This is a genomic window from Planctobacterium marinum, from assembly GCF_036322805.1.
GTDB lineage: Bacteria > Pseudomonadota > Gammaproteobacteria > Enterobacterales > Alteromonadaceae > Planctobacterium > Planctobacterium marinum_A.
Window position 1 is genome coordinate 2,314,380 of record NZ_AP027272.1, and the last position, 13,264, is coordinate 2,327,643.

Annotated in this window: 16 protein-coding genes; 5 read left to right on the forward strand and 11 right to left on the reverse strand. The window is 44.8% G+C overall.

Features of this window, described 5'->3' with window-relative positions; translation table 11 throughout:
- Positions 1-31 precede the first annotated feature (31 nt).
- Entirely contained in the window at positions 32-670 is a 639-nt protein-coding gene (locus tag AABA75_RS10405; protein WP_338292542.1) for a LysE family translocator, read from the forward strand.
- A gap of 105 nt (positions 671-775) precedes the next feature.
- Complete coding sequence (locus tag AABA75_RS10410; protein ID WP_338292543.1) at positions 776-1,609, forward strand: pirin family protein; 834 nt, start codon at positions 776-778, stop codon at positions 1,607-1,609.
- Between the two features lie 95 nt (positions 1,610-1,704).
- On the opposite strand, the gene AABA75_RS10415 is transcribed toward AABA75_RS10410, so the two are convergent.
- Positions 1,705-2,316 carry a hypothetical protein gene (locus tag AABA75_RS10415; protein ID WP_338292544.1) on the reverse strand — a complete coding sequence of 204 codons (612 nt, stop codon included), beginning with the start codon at positions 2,314-2,316 and terminating at the stop codon, positions 1,705-1,707.
- A gap of 296 nt (positions 2,317-2,612) precedes the next feature.
- On the opposite strand from AABA75_RS10415, the gene AABA75_RS10420 reads away from it, so the two are divergent.
- Genes AABA75_RS10420 through AABA75_RS10430 form a run of 3 tightly spaced genes read left to right on the forward strand, consistent with a single transcriptional unit; the run spans position 2,613 to position 4,864 of the window.
- Positions 2,613-3,413 (forward strand): hypothetical protein, encoded by an 801-nt coding sequence (locus AABA75_RS10420; protein ID WP_338292545.1) that lies wholly within the window; start codon positions 2,613-2,615, stop codon positions 3,411-3,413.
- On the forward strand, positions 3,406-4,236 hold the full coding sequence (locus tag AABA75_RS10425) for a glucosaminidase domain-containing protein (protein WP_338292546.1): 831 nt from the start codon (positions 3,406-3,408) through the stop codon (positions 4,234-4,236). The genes AABA75_RS10420 and AABA75_RS10425 overlap by 8 nt, the downstream gene beginning before the upstream one ends.
- Positions 4,229-4,864, forward strand: coding sequence for a DUF2987 domain-containing protein (locus tag AABA75_RS10430; RefSeq protein ID WP_338292547.1), 636 nt, complete (start codon positions 4,229-4,231; stop codon positions 4,862-4,864). Before AABA75_RS10425 ends, AABA75_RS10430 begins: the two co-directional genes overlap by 8 nt.
- 4 nt (positions 4,865-4,868) lie before the next feature.
- On the opposite strand, the gene ttcA is transcribed toward AABA75_RS10430, so the two are convergent.
- The 10 genes from ttcA to ccoO all read right to left on the reverse strand — a co-directional run bounded on the left by ttcA (position 4,869) and on the right by ccoO (position 13,256).
- On the reverse strand, positions 4,869-5,783 hold the full coding sequence (gene ttcA / locus AABA75_RS10435) for a tRNA 2-thiocytidine(32) synthetase TtcA (protein ID WP_338292548.1): 915 nt from the start codon (positions 5,781-5,783) through the stop codon (positions 4,869-4,871).
- A 120-nt stretch (positions 5,784-5,903) separates the two neighbouring features.
- Positions 5,904-6,836, reverse strand: coding sequence for a universal stress protein UspE (gene uspE, locus AABA75_RS10440; protein ID WP_338292549.1), 933 nt, complete (start codon positions 6,834-6,836; stop codon positions 5,904-5,906).
- Positions 6,837-6,939: 103 nt separating this feature from the next.
- Positions 6,940-7,668, reverse strand: coding sequence for a fumarate/nitrate reduction transcriptional regulator Fnr (gene fnr / locus AABA75_RS10445; protein ID WP_338292550.1), 729 nt, complete (start codon positions 7,666-7,668; stop codon positions 6,940-6,942).
- A gap of 35 nt (positions 7,669-7,703) precedes the next feature.
- Positions 7,704-8,369, reverse strand: coding sequence for a sulfite exporter TauE/SafE family protein (locus AABA75_RS10450; protein WP_338292551.1), 666 nt, complete (start codon positions 8,367-8,369; stop codon positions 7,704-7,706).
- Complete coding sequence (gene ccoS / locus AABA75_RS10455) at positions 8,370-8,549, reverse strand: cbb3-type cytochrome oxidase assembly protein CcoS (RefSeq protein ID WP_338292552.1); 180 nt, start codon at positions 8,547-8,549, stop codon at positions 8,370-8,372.
- A 1-nt stretch (position 8,550) separates the two neighbouring features.
- Positions 8,551-10,950, reverse strand: a complete 2,400-nt coding sequence (locus AABA75_RS10460; protein WP_338292553.1) for a heavy metal translocating P-type ATPase — start codon at positions 10,948-10,950, stop codon at positions 8,551-8,553.
- Positions 10,950-11,429, reverse strand: coding sequence for a FixH family protein (locus AABA75_RS10465; RefSeq protein ID WP_338292554.1), 480 nt, complete (start codon positions 11,427-11,429; stop codon positions 10,950-10,952). The genes AABA75_RS10460 and AABA75_RS10465 overlap by 1 nt, the downstream gene beginning before the upstream one ends.
- A gap of 81 nt (positions 11,430-11,510) precedes the next feature.
- Positions 11,511-12,464, reverse strand: a complete 954-nt coding sequence (ccoP, locus tag AABA75_RS10470) for a cytochrome-c oxidase, cbb3-type subunit III (RefSeq protein WP_338292555.1) — start codon at positions 12,462-12,464, stop codon at positions 11,511-11,513.
- Entirely contained in the window at positions 12,457-12,642 is a 186-nt protein-coding gene (locus AABA75_RS10475; RefSeq protein WP_338292556.1) for a cbb3-type cytochrome oxidase subunit 3, read from the reverse strand. Before AABA75_RS10475 ends, ccoP begins: the two co-directional genes overlap by 8 nt.
- Before the next feature lie 8 nt (positions 12,643-12,650).
- The gene (gene ccoO / locus AABA75_RS10480) at positions 12,651-13,256 is read right to left on the reverse strand and encodes a cytochrome-c oxidase, cbb3-type subunit II (RefSeq protein WP_338292557.1); all 606 of its coding nucleotides are present in this window, start codon (positions 13,254-13,256) and stop codon (positions 12,651-12,653) included.
- Positions 13,257-13,264 lie beyond the last annotated feature (8 nt).

Sequence of the window (13,264 nt, forward strand, 5' to 3'; positions counted from 1 at the left end):
TAACCATAATTGTATAAGGAACACACTGCTAATGGATGTTTTTAATCTCTACTGGGTAGAGTTTCTCACTATTGCTGTTGCACACCTCGTCGCCGTGGCCAGTCCCGGGCCAGATTTTGCCATCGTTTTAAAAAATAGTGTGAGCTTTGGACGGCGTGCCGGCATTATTACCAGTATTGGAGTCGGCTTAGGTATACTTTTGCATGTGGCTTATTCCTTGGCTGGAATAGGGTTGTTGATCAAAACGACACCTTGGCTGTTTACCGTGTTCAGCTATGCTGCAGCGGCTTACCTTATCTGGATTGGTATTAATGCCTTGAGAAGTGCCCCAGCAGCACCATCTGAAACCGAAGCCCCGGTAGCATCGCAACTCACCATTTCCGATAAAAAAGCCTTTTGGACAGGTTTCTTAACCAATGGTTTGAACCCAAAAGCGACGTTGTTCTTTCTCTCTTTGTTTGCAGTTATTGTCAGCGTGGATACGCCGATGACCATAAAAGCGGTTTACGGCGTATATCTGACAATAGCAACGGGTGTCTGGTTTTGTTTTCTCTCGTATGTATTAAGTTCTCGCAAAGTACGAGACTTCATTGGCAGCAACAGTCACTGGTTTGATCGTGTAATGGGGGCCATCTTGATAGCCCTGGCGATTAAGCTACTCACTTCCTGAACAATAGTTTCGTTCAATTTTATCGAATAAAAAGGCGCAATTTATGCGCTCTTTTATTTCATTTTTAGCGCAATAATAGTCACAGTTATTTTTCTGGAGACTGTGATGCATATACTCTCAAAACGTCCCTCGATAAACACCCAAGATGGCGATGGGGTGAAAATACGTCGTGTAGCGGATTTCAATTTTCTCGCATTGGATCCTTTTCTGATGATTGATGAGCTTAAATCCGATGATGAGCAAGACTACATCGGTGGCTTTCCGCCACATCCCCACAGAGGCATTGAAACCTTTACCTATATTTTAAAAGGTGGCTTTGAGCATCAAGATCAGATGGGCAATAAAAAGGCTATAAAGGCGGGGGATGTGCAGTGGATGAGCACGGGGTTTGGGGTTGTGCACTCTGAAATGCCACTGGCTGATGCTAATGAGGGCATGCATGGCTTTCAAATATGGCTCAATATGCCGGCAAGTGAAAAACTGCGACCAGCGCAGTATCAAGATAGTACTGAAAAACCGGTTGCTGAATACAATTTACCTCAAGGCAAAGTGCGTGTTTTGGCAGGCGAATTTCAATTGCACGGACAGCATTGTGTCGGAAACCTGAACGGTCTTGCTGGCAATGGCGCCATAGCAGATTTGCAACTGCAGGCCAATGTCATGGTGAGCCTTGATGCACAGCAAGAGGGCTTCTTAGGGGCTTATATCTATAAGGGTAGTGTCTGGGGAGCCAAAGAAGGGGAGTTTGTGATCCTCAATGCTGAGCAAGTTAATACCTTGGAGACCAACAATGATGGTGCCGGGATATTATTATTTAAGGGACAGCCAATCAAAGAAAAGATTGCTCACATGGGCCCCTTTGTGATGAATACTCAGGAAGAGTTGCAGCAAGCTGTTCGAGATTATCAATCTGGTAAATTTGGTGAGCTGACACTCTGATTTTTGTACCGAAAAAACAAAAAGCCCCCGTAATTCGGGGGCGAACACGCCCAATTAGCGCATAACGGGAGACAACCGTTTAGTCGATGTGAAGGTTAGTCACGTACGTCAATGTCACCAACGCCTACATCGATTTCAATTTCATATTCACCTGTACCACGCCACTCAATGGATTCATTAACGATATTGCGCTCGCGATCAGCGCCTTTGAAACCATCCAGATCTGCGCCACCTACGCCAGACTCTAATTCAATTTCGCGATAGTTATCAGAGGCTAACTCAATATCCACTTCACCGACACCAACATCAATGGAGGCACTGCGTTCAAAGTCTTCAATCTCGACTTCACCGACGCCAAGATCAATCTCAATATTGGCCGTTTTGGGTAGTTTGACAATCCAAGTTTGCACTACGTCCTCAACGTCAATTTCCAGAGAAATATCATCAGCATCACCGCGGACTTTGAGTTCTACATCGTCCAGGTCTGCTGAGCTGAACCAATCGTTATCACTTTCTTTTACTTCGATATCCAGCTTTATGGTATCGCCGTCGTAGGTTTCGATTTGGATACTACCCACTGCAACTTCAAAGTGAACTTGAGCATTCTCAGATAAGTCGATGGACTCAGACAGGTTAACCCGGTCTTTGGCGAAACTGGCAGATGTGAATAAGGTTGCAGCGATGGCGAGTGCGATTTTGGTTTTCATTGTGTTCTCCAGAACCTTTTTTCGTAAATAACGCGTATGTGCTCTAACTTAGTTTTAACTATGGCAAATTGAATGCCAATTGAAATATCCAGTAAAAACAATAAGATATGATATTTAGCAGACGTCTTATGGAATCCAAATACTAATTTCTGGCTAATATGACTAATAAACTAAAGTTTTCGCTAACAATAAGAACAAGCGTAAAATATTAATTTATCGTCATAGCTGTTCAGACAATGCATTCCAATTTCTTGCTGCTATACTAGTCGCCCTCAAAATAGCAAAGGTTTAAATCGTTGTTAGAAAAAAACACGCAAAAAAGACAAGCCAGTGTTGAGTCTGCTCTCAATGGTGATTATGAGTTTGATTTAAAAGCGGTTTTTGATGAGGGATGGAAACTGACTCAGGCTGATAAATCGTCAATAGTACAGGGCATGTTGGTGGTGATTGTGATTGCCATGAGCATTATGCTAATGGCCGCTTATGTTTCTGAGGCCAAAGGCATCTCTTGGGAGGAGCCTGGCTTTCGTTTCGGTCTCGATATCATCATGGCAGTACTGATTGCTCCATTAACTGCTGCTTTGATGATGATGGGGATAAAGTCCAGCGTGGGGCGCAAAAATTATTTAGCGGATCTGTTTGGTTTCATTAATCGCACGCTGGTCATTACCGTTACTGTGGTCATGACCACGGCTATTGTGCAAATTGGTCTTTTATTCCTGGTGTTGCCGGGTCTATATTTAATGATAGCCACTGGCTTTGCGATACCTTTAGTGCTTGAAAAAAACATGTTGCCCGCAAAAGCGATATTTACCTCCATTAAAGTGGTAAATCATCAATGGCTTAACTTCGTAAAATTATACGCTGTATTTTTTGCGCTGTTATTGTTGGTGGCATTAACATTCGGTATTGCCATGATCTGGGTAGCTCCCTTCTATTATAATGTGAAGGGAATTTTGTATCGGGATATTTTTGGAGTACAAAATGCAGAAACGATTTCTCAATCAGAAGGTGAGGTTATGACATCCGCAGACACTCAATCTTCTGAGCTTAAAACACCTGATCAGAGCGGTAAAGACGACCACTTCAATGCATAAGTCTTTGCGTTCTCGGTTGTGGATTGGAGGCGTGACGCTGATTGGGGTTGTAGCGTTTTTATATCCGTTCCTGCTGCCCCCCCAACCGCCTGCTGAAGTCGTTACTACACGGTTAGTCAGGGCGGAGCCAATCCCCGATTTTTCATCTTTTCAGCAGGTGACAGAAAAAAAGCGGGCGTTTTTCAGCTATTTGCTACCAGAAATAGAAAAGCAAAATGAAATCATACTGTCGCAACGTACATTTATTTTAGCATTACAAAGTTTATGGCTTGCCAAAGATCAAAAACCTGATGCACTCAACCCGGCACAGCACGAACGGCTGGCGGAATTAGCACAAGAGTACAATGTTAAGTTTCCGGGCCTCAGCGCTACTTTTTTTAATAAACTACTGACTAAAGTCGACATTATCCCCAAGGAACTGGTATTGGTTCAGGCGGCGAATGAGTCAGCCTGGGGAACATCTCGTTTTGCGCGCCAGGGCTATAATTTTTTTGGTATGTGGTGTTATCGCAAAGGCTGTGGTTTTGTGCCGCGCCAGCGGGATGATGACATGAATCACGAAGTGGCAAAATACAGAAGCTTGTCCCAAGGGGTGGCGAAATACTTGAATACGCTTAACCGACATTTTGCTTACCAGGATTTACGCTATATACGCGCAGTATTACGCAAAACACAGCAACCTATTACGGCTGAAATGTTGGCTGAGGGCTTGCTCCATTACTCAGAGCGCGGCCAGGCTTATGTGGAAGAGCTACAAGCCATGATCCGCGTTAACCGAAAACACATGAAATATGCACAGGAACAAAAAGTTGAAAATGGTTAGATGGATCCTATTGTTGGTTATTGGATTAAGTGGTAACTCTCTATGGGCGGGCGAGTTGCATCTTGAGTACGCCGATTTTTATAGTCACCTGAGGAAACTAAACGGCGAAGAACTTCAGTCACTGCAATTCGCCTTTGGTTTTTTACACGTGCAAAGCAAAGACTTGTGCCGGGTATCGTCGGTGTTGATTGATACTGATAAAAAAGATATCGACGTTCCTGTACAGTCTAATCGCCGTTTTGTATTGCCCAATGAAAAAGCCCTAAAAATGGCTAAAGCCAGATTACTGGTCAAGCTTGAAGAGCCGCAAAACCAATGTGATTTATCGGTGCTTTTGGAAGTGAAACCCGAGCTGTTTGCTGAGCCCGTCAATGCTTCGCAACTGCTTAGCTATTTTCATTCTTTTGAAGCATTCTTTGACAAAATGGGGGGCTTTTTGTCTTTTATGATGCCATCACCAGAGGGGCTGCAAATTACCTTTAACGATCCCACTACAGTGCCCAAAGCCTTTAGCGCCAGCGCAAAACTTGTTGGTGAACATTGGCAGATAAAACAAGAAGATATTGAGCGATTGCTCGATACTAAATTGAGCGGCATCAAGCAGATCACTGCATTGATGCCCAATTAATACCCTAACTTAACTCGATCGTTTCAACTTCTGAATTCGCTGATTCAATCTCTGAATCGGAAAACTCCGGCGTATCAAAGGCGATATCACCTTCTTCAGGTATTTCGCCTGTGGTACTGATATCGACAAAATTGTACAAGTTGGGATCCGCCAGGTGAGAAGGGGTGACATTTTGTAATGCGCGGAACATATTCTCAATGCGTCCCGGATATTGTTTCGACCAGTCCTGTAGCATGTTTTTAATCATCTTACGCTGCAGGTTTTCTTGTGAGCCGCAGAGGTTGCAGGGAATGATAGGGAACTCCATTTTTTCTGCGTATTTGGCGATATCTTTTTCACAGGCATAAGCCAATGGACGAATAACGATATTCTTGCCATCGTCACTCACCAACTTGGGCGGCATAGACTTCATGCGGCCACCATGAAACATGTTGAGTAACAGGGTTTCCAGCATATCATCACGATGATGGCCCAAAGCTATCTTTGTAGCCCCAAGTTCCTGTGCTGTGCGGTACAAAATGCCGCGTCTTAGCCGGCTGCACAAAGAGCAGGTGGTTTTACCCTCGGGGATTTTTTCTTTGACAATCGAATAAGTATCTTCGTTTACTATTAAATACTCGACGCCGATTTTATTCAGGTATTGCGGTAGCACGTGTTCCGGAAAACCAGGCTGTTTCTGATCCAGATTCACAGCCACAATATCAAAATTGATGGGGGCGATATTCTTTAAGAACATCAAAATATCCAACAGAGTATAACTGTCTTTTCCGCCTGATAAGCACACCATCACCTTGTCACCATCTTCAATCATATTAAAGTCGGCGATGGCTTTGCCAACACAACGACGCAGTCGTTTCTGTAGTTTGTTGAAACTGTATTGCTGTTTACTTTTGGTGAGGTGATTTACTGCTTCGGACATCGACCGCTACTCTATACTTGTATGAAAAATGTGCTGTAAAAATGGCGGCAGAGTATAACGCAAAAATCCCCCAAAGTAACATATTTGCTACTGTGGGGGATTGCAAAGTCGTTTAATTTATTAGAGCTTTACTGGAGACTCAAAACCTTCGGGTTTAAGAGCCAATACATCGCAGCCCAGCATATCTATGACATGCTCCGCGGTATTGCCAATCAGGGCGGCTGAAATGCCTTGACGGCCAACTGTGCCGATAACAACGAGTTCTGCATCAAATTTTTTCGCGATTGCTGGGATCACGTCTTCCGGTAAACCTTCTTTCACATGGCAATGTGCCACATCCACGCCTAAATTTTCAGCATGTTGTTTCATGCAGGCAACATGATGGTCTTTGACTGATTGATTGTAGGTTTGCGGGTCGAATTCGGGGATCTCAATAGCGATGTTAATGGGCGTGCCCGGAAAGGAATTGACCAGATGCACATGGCCCTTAAGAACGGTAGCCATGTCTTTACAGGTTTCTGTGATGCGCTTATTCAGTGATTGGTGAGCCTCGTCTTCAGTGCCTACGTTGACCGCACCAAGAACAACACCATTTTCTGGCCAGGCATGGTCTTTAACCAGTAACACAGATACAGGTGCTTTGCGCAACAGGTGCCAATCGGTAGGGGTAAAAATGACAGACTTTAAGGTGTCGTGTTGCTGCGTGCCTTTGACGATGAGATCATAGTTCTCCGCCATAGCTTCTACAATAATGCTTTCATAAGGTCGGTTGTGCCAGACAACTTTGACATCTACCTTGATGTTTTGCGCGTTAGGTTGCTGTTCAATCATCGCCACCAACCACTCAGTGCGATCATCAACCACTGCTTGTCGCATCATTTCGCGCTCTTCAACAGACAACATGGTCGTCATGTCATAAGAAAAATCGTAGATGCTGAGAAAAGCAGTAACGCTACCGTCACATTTGTTAGCCAATTCAAGCGCTCGCACTAGCGATTTTTGTTGCTCTTGGGTCGGATCGATAACAGCCAAAATCTTGTTAAAACCACTCATAGCCATTTCCTGATGTAATAAACGAACACTCTTAGTGTAAGAAAAGCATCAAAAATTTGCCACTATGAGCCTTGTTCTGGATCAATTTGGGGCTAACTTTTTCTCATTTGCATTCAGGAGAGAAGGTTTTACTTTTTTCTTCCAGTAGATTCGCATCAACAATATTGATCAATTTACCTTCCACCGAAAGCAAACCTTCCTTGTTGAATTTAGATAACAAGCGAGAAATGGTTTCTACCGTTAAACCGAGAAAGTTACCAATTTCGCTGCGAGTCATTGTTAAGCGAAATTGGGTGGCGGAAAAACCTCGTTGATTGAAGCGCAGTGAAAGTGAATGTAAGAAATAGGCCAGTCGTTCTTCTGCGGTACGTTGATTGAGCAACATAAACATCTGTTGGTCTTGTTTAATTTCAGCACTCATTAAGCGCATCAGTTGTTTGCGCAGGGCGGGCAGTTCATCGGCCAGATTGTCTAGTGTAGCGAAGGGAATTTCACATACCATGGAGGTTTCCAGTGCCTGAGTTACAGTTTGATGCGCTTCTTCAGACATGCTGTCGAAACCAATAACTTCACCGGGTAAATGGAAAGCCGTGATCTGCTCTTCACCACTTTGGCTGATAGCATAAGATTTAAAGGAGCCTGAACGGACGGCGAACAAAGAGGTAAGCTTATCCCCGGTTTCGAATAAACGCTCGCCTTTTTGGATGGGGCGTTTACGTTGAATAATGTCGTCGAGTTTATCCAGCTCGTTATTGCTTAAATTAAAAGGTAAGCAGAGTTGACTGAAACTACAGTTTTGACAATTTAGAGGATAGCGAGCTTGACTTACCATTTAAACAAAAGGCTCCTTGCAATAATTTAAGCGTACTATAAATGATGCTGTAGGCTTTGTGCAATGATAAAGCCACCATAAGCAACCAGTGCCAGTGCAATTATTTGTTTTGTTCGGGGGGCTTGTGTTATTGCCAGCAGTTGTTTGGCGGACAGCGCCAGTAATAAGGTGGCAGGTAATGTGCCCAAACCAAAACAGATCATCAAAAACGCACTATTTACGGCATCACCTGTTGCCATACTCCATGCCAGTGTTGAATATACCAATCCACAGGGTAACCAGCCCCAAATCAGGCCATAGGGAAATGCATGAAATGGTGTTTTAAATGGAACAAAGCGTTTTGCAAGGGGGGATACTTTGCGCCATAACCGCGCGCCTGCCGATTCAAGCTTTGAAAGTACTCGCCACCAGTTGCCGATATAAGCCCCCAGTAACACAAGCATAACGCCACTGAGTAATTTGAGTAGCGCGATACCAGAGCCTATTTGGTGGCTGAATATTTGTCCTAGTGCACCCGCTATCAGACCCGCCGCACCATAGCTCAGGATGCGACCCAGATTGTAAGACAAAGCGTAAGGTAGCAGAGGTTTGTTATTTGGAATGGCATAGTTTAATCCCGCAATAACACCACCACACATAGCGCTGCAATGCACGCTACCTGCAATGCCAATGAGAAAGGCAGCAACGAATTCAGGATGCACTTAGGGTTTGTCTTTTGGTCGAGAGGCCCGGGCGTCCTTTACATCATCGTCAAATAAAATACTGTGTCCATGGCGTTCTAAATCCTTAAATTGCTCACTTTTGACCGCCCAGAAAAATATCGCGATGGCCACAATCACCAGAATAATGGCAAGGGGGATCAAAACGTAAATAATACTCATATCAAGTCTCTTTTTTCTTGCTAATTCTAAGTGAGTTAAATGTCACAATGAGTGAACTCAACGACATACCAATTACTGCACCCCAAGGAGGCAACAGTCCGGATACTGCAAAAGGCAACACCAGTAAATTATAACCCAATGCCCAAGCGAAGTTTTGCTTGATAATACGTTGGGTTTTTTGGGCAACCGATAACAGTGCTGAAATAGCAAAGAAGTTGTCTTTTAGCATAATGATATCGGCGGCATTTTGCGCAAAGTCGCTGGCGCCGTTAACGGCCACGGAAATATTAGCACCAGCCAGTACCGGAGCATCGTTAACGCCATCACCCACCATTAGTACAATATTACCGTTGTGCTGTAAATTTTGTAAACAGGCCAATTTTTGCTCCGGCTTCACACTGTGTTGAAAGCTGCCAAGTTTGAGCTTTGTGGCCAGTTCCGACACTTTGCGTTGATTATCACCGCTGAGCAGCAGTGTGTTTTTGTTTTGGAATTCATTGAAAAATGACTGCACTGCCTCTCGAAGAGAATCTTCTAGGGAGAAGCTCGCTATCAGTTCATAGTGCTCGCCAGATTGACGAGCCAGATAAACATCGGCATCGGGATGTTGAGTAGGCTGTGTGGTAAATGCCCGATTGCCAATGCGATATATCTCACCGTCGATTTGTCCTTCGATGCCGGCTCCCGGGTGAACTTCTATCCCTGTACAGGGGAGCTTTTCATCACTTGTAAATGCCTTGGCGATAGGGTGTTCCGAGTGTTCCTCTAACGATGCAGCAATGCTCAAAACTTGCTCATCTGCAAGGGAGCTGTGGTTTTTCCAGCTAACGATGCCGGGAGTTCCCTGGGTTAAGGTCCCGGTTTTATCAAAGGCAAAGACATCCACCTTAGTAATGGTTTCCAAAAGGTCCGTACGCTTTATCACTAAACCCACTTCATTAAGTTTACTCATGGCGGCCGTAAAAGCCGTAGGGGTGGCCAAACCCAGTGCACAAGGGCAGGTGGCGACTAATACTGATACTGTGATCCAAAGCGCATCTTGCGGTGATGTGTGATACCAATAACTGAAGGTAAGGGCAGAAATTATCAATACTACCGTGACAAAAATACCGGCTAACCTGTCGGCAGCAATGGCAAAACGAGGCTTTTCTGAAAAAGCGAGCTCCTGTGCGCGACTTATCTGATTAATAGTAGAGTTGGTTAAAGTCGCTGAGACCAGGGCATTAATGGGGTTTGAAATATTGATACTACCGCCATAAAGTGCGTCGTTTTTACTTTTAACCACGGGGGAAGATTCGCCGGTCAGCAAGGCCTCATCCAGCTCAGCCGCTTCTGATAGTAATACACAATCAACTGGAACGGTATCGCCGGTTTTTATCAAGATTTGTTGTCCTGCTTTTAAGGATTTAGCCGGTACTTCAAGCGCCGCATTGTCGTCGTGAATTAGTCTTGCAAATTGCGGTAATTGCTTGGTGATATTGTTGCCAGTGATCACTGCCTTTTGTCGGCCTCTATGCTCAAAATAGCGACCAATCAACAGCAAGAAGATGAACATACAAATAGATTCGAAATAAACTTCGCCATATTCTTGCCAGGTTGACCAAGCGCTGCTGCACCAGGTAATGAAAATAGCGATACTCACGGGCAGATCCATGTTGAGTGTGCGCGCAGAGAGTCCATTGAGGGCGCTAATAAAAAACACTGAACCGGAATAAAACACCACTGGTGTACTCAGCACCAGGCTTACCCAGTGTAAAAAGTTCCGAGTTTCGTCATCGAGATTGCCAAACACACCAAAATATAAGGCAAAAGCCAGCATCATGACTTGCATCGTCAATAATCCGGCAAGACCTAGCTTTTTCAGGAACGTTTTGTTTTCCGCCTGAAATATGGCTTCGTGTTGATCAGGTTGAAAGGGACGTGCCCGGTAACCAATTTCCGCGAACAGATTAAGAACCTGACTTAAACTTAATTGGTTTTTAAACCAGCGAACAGTGGCTCGTCTGGCACTGACATCCACACCTACCTGACGAACGCCAGTTTGGCTGTTGAGCCTTTTCTCAATGAGCCAGGCACAAGCGGGGCAGTTTAATCCTTCAACCGTTAGCTGTGCTTCCGCCAGTTCTTTGTTGCTACTGATGTATTCGTCGCTGAGTTCAGGCAGGTCATAAATTTGATTTTGCTGCAGTAATTCAGTGGGGACAGCATCCGCTTTAGCAGCGGGTTCGGTGCGAAACTTGTAATAGTCTTCCAGGCCCGCTTCTACAACAGAGCAGGCGACTTCTTTACAACCGGGACAGCAAAAGTGTCTTTCACTTTTTAATATGTTCGCATTGTAAACTTCACCTTGGGGTATGTTTTCATCGCAATGAAAACAATGGCCCTGTGCCGTTTGATACATCAGGGCTCCAAAATAATCTCGTCAGTTCTTGGAAATGCGACGGTTTGTCGGATTTTCCAGGATTCATCAAAAGGGGTAAGGGTTACGCGCCACTTGCCGTCAACTGATCCAGGTAAGTTGCCACTGTAGTCTCCCTCTGCATTGCGGGTCAACATGACAAAGAAGTCGCGATCTTCCAGCGTGGCATGGAAAAAATCTAACTTGATGGCTGCAGAATCCGGTGGAAGGGCCTGTTTGAAGTTTACTTTAACGCTATCCTCTTCAATAGTTAGCCCGGCAACGAGGTTGAGTTGTTTAGCCATGCGTTTTTTACTAATGGATTGGTTTATGGCTTTGCCTTCTTTGTAATAATCATCAGACACCATGGAGTTTTCTGAAGTGATAGCAAGGTAGACAATAGTAAATCCAAGCACAATGGAGACGGCTGGAACGGTGATTAAAAACCAAGGCCAAAATTGCTTATACCATTTTTCAGTCATACAGTTGAAGAACCCTCAAGCTCAAAATTACTCATAAAAAAGCCTCGGTTACCCGAGGCTTTTGGCTGGAATATAATTCCCTTATTCTTGATTAGATAGGCTATATACGTAGGCTGCTACAACGTGGATCTTATCTTCACCCAAACGTTCGTCAAATGCTGGCATAACGCCATTTCGACCGTAAGTTAAGGTTTCCGTTACCGCTTTGTGGCTGCCACCGTACAACCAGATGTTGTCGGTTAAATTTGGTGCGCCCAAGGCTTGATTACCTTTTCCGTCCATGCCGTGACAAGCTGCACACACTGCAAAGCGCGCCTGACCTTTTTCCTTCAAGCCCTGGTCTACACTGCGACCACTTAGGCTTAAGGTATAGGCGACAACTTCTTCGATGCCTTTTTCACCCATGGCATCTATCCAACCAGGCATTGCGCCCTGCCGACCTAGATGTAAGGTTTCCTTAATCTTCTCAGGTGAACCACCATATAACCAATCATCGTCTGCCAGGTTAGGGAAGCCTGTTGAGCCTCTGGCATCAGAACCGTGACACATAGAACAGTTTTGTAAGAACAATCTTTGTCCCACTTTCAATGCTTCAGGGTCATTAACCAGTTCGCTGATTGGGCGGCTAGCAATCGCCTTGAATACCGGATCGAATTTTTCTGCCGCGAACTGCATTTCACGGTCGTATTGCACAAGCTCACCAGATTCTTTCGCCGCAGCTACCGCAGCTCTTGACTCCTCAAGAGAGCGGATGTCCTGGTGCGAGCTTTTCCAACCTAGTAAACCCTGGAAGTTTCCTAGTCCGGGATATAAGGCGAAATAGACAAGCGCCCAAACGATAACCGCGTAAAACATGTAGGTCCACCATACCGGCAAACCATTGTTGATTTCGACGATGCCATCAAATTCATGATGCATATCATCGCCTTCCTCAACACCCGTTTTATTCTTTAAACACCAGCGTAACAGCAGGAAACATCCCAGTATTGTACCCAGTGAAATAACACTTATGAAAATGCTCCAAAAGCTACTCATTGTCAGAAGACTCCCGTTTTGTGCTTGATGCTTTGTGTTTTGGCTCGTCGTCGAAAACTAAATTGGCCGCTTCATCAAACCCTGGCTTGGAGCGCTTACTGTACGCCCAAAGCACAATACCAATAAAAAATACAAATACTGCAACTGTAAATATGCTGCCTATAGTACCGTAATCCATAATGACACCTACTTAAGAGCTGTACCTAGCGACTGAAGGTAAGCAATAAGAGCTTCCATTTCAGTCTTACCAGCGACAGCCTCTTGGGCACCTGCAATATCTTCATCTGTGTATGGCACACCGAATCCTCTGAAGATTTCCATCTTCTTGGCAGTGTACTTGCCGTCTAACACATTTTCGTCCAACCAAGGGAAGGCGGGCATATTAGACTCTGGAACCACAGCGCGAGGGTCCATCATGTGTGCATAGTGCCAGTCATCACTGTATCTGCCACCAACACGCGCCAGGTCAGGACCTGTACGCTTTGAACCCCACAAAAACGGGTGTTCCCAAACAGATTCGCCTGCCACGGAGTAGTGACCGTAACGCTCAGTCTCTGAGCGGAACGGACGGATCATTTGGCTGTGACATCCTACGCAACCTTCGCGGATGTAGATGTCGCGTCCTTCTAATTGCAGAGCCGTATAGGGTTTAAGGCCATCTACAGGCTTCATGGTTTGCTGTTGAAACATCAAAGGAGTGATTTCAACCAACGCGCCAAATGAAATAGAAATCAAGATAAATACCGCTAGCAAGCCAGCATTTTTTTCTACAAGTTCATGTACGTTCTTCATTATCGTTC

Coding starts and splice junctions, on each gene's coding strand:
- AABA75_RS10405 (WP_338292542.1), top strand. CDS start 32: ATGGATGTTTTTAATCTCTACTGGGTAGAGTTTCTCACTATTGCTGTT.
- AABA75_RS10410 (WP_338292543.1), top strand. CDS start 776: ATGCATATACTCTCAAAACGTCCCTCGATAAACACCCAAGATGGCGAT.
- AABA75_RS10415 (WP_338292544.1), bottom strand. CDS start 2,316: ATGAAAACCAAAATCGCACTCGCCATCGCTGCAACCTTATTCACATCT.
- AABA75_RS10425 (WP_338292546.1), top strand. CDS start 3,406: ATGCATAAGTCTTTGCGTTCTCGGTTGTGGATTGGAGGCGTGACGCTG.
- AABA75_RS10430 (WP_338292547.1), top strand. CDS start 4,229: ATGGTTAGATGGATCCTATTGTTGGTTATTGGATTAAGTGGTAACTCT.
- ttcA (WP_338292548.1), bottom strand. CDS start 5,783: ATGTCCGAAGCAGTAAATCACCTCACCAAAAGTAAACAGCAATACAGT.
- uspE (WP_338292549.1), bottom strand. CDS start 6,836: ATGAGTGGTTTTAACAAGATTTTGGCTGTTATCGATCCGACCCAAGAG.
- fnr (WP_338292550.1), bottom strand. CDS start 7,668: ATGGTAAGTCAAGCTCGCTATCCTCTAAATTGTCAAAACTGTAGTTTC.
- ccoS (WP_338292552.1), bottom strand. CDS start 8,549: ATGAGTATTATTTACGTTTTGATCCCCCTTGCCATTATTCTGGTGATT.
- AABA75_RS10460 (WP_338292553.1), bottom strand. CDS start 10,950: ATGTATCAAACGGCACAGGGCCATTGTTTTCATTGCGATGAAAACATA.
- AABA75_RS10465 (WP_338292554.1), bottom strand. CDS start 11,429: ATGACTGAAAAATGGTATAAGCAATTTTGGCCTTGGTTTTTAATCACC.
- ccoP (WP_338292555.1), bottom strand. CDS start 12,464: ATGAGTAGCTTTTGGAGCATTTTCATAAGTGTTATTTCACTGGGTACA.
- AABA75_RS10475 (WP_338292556.1), bottom strand. CDS start 12,642: ATGGATTACGGTACTATAGGCAGCATATTTACAGTTGCAGTATTTGTA.
- ccoO (WP_338292557.1), bottom strand. CDS start 13,256: ATGAAGAACGTACATGAACTTGTAGAAAAAAATGCTGGCTTGCTAGCG.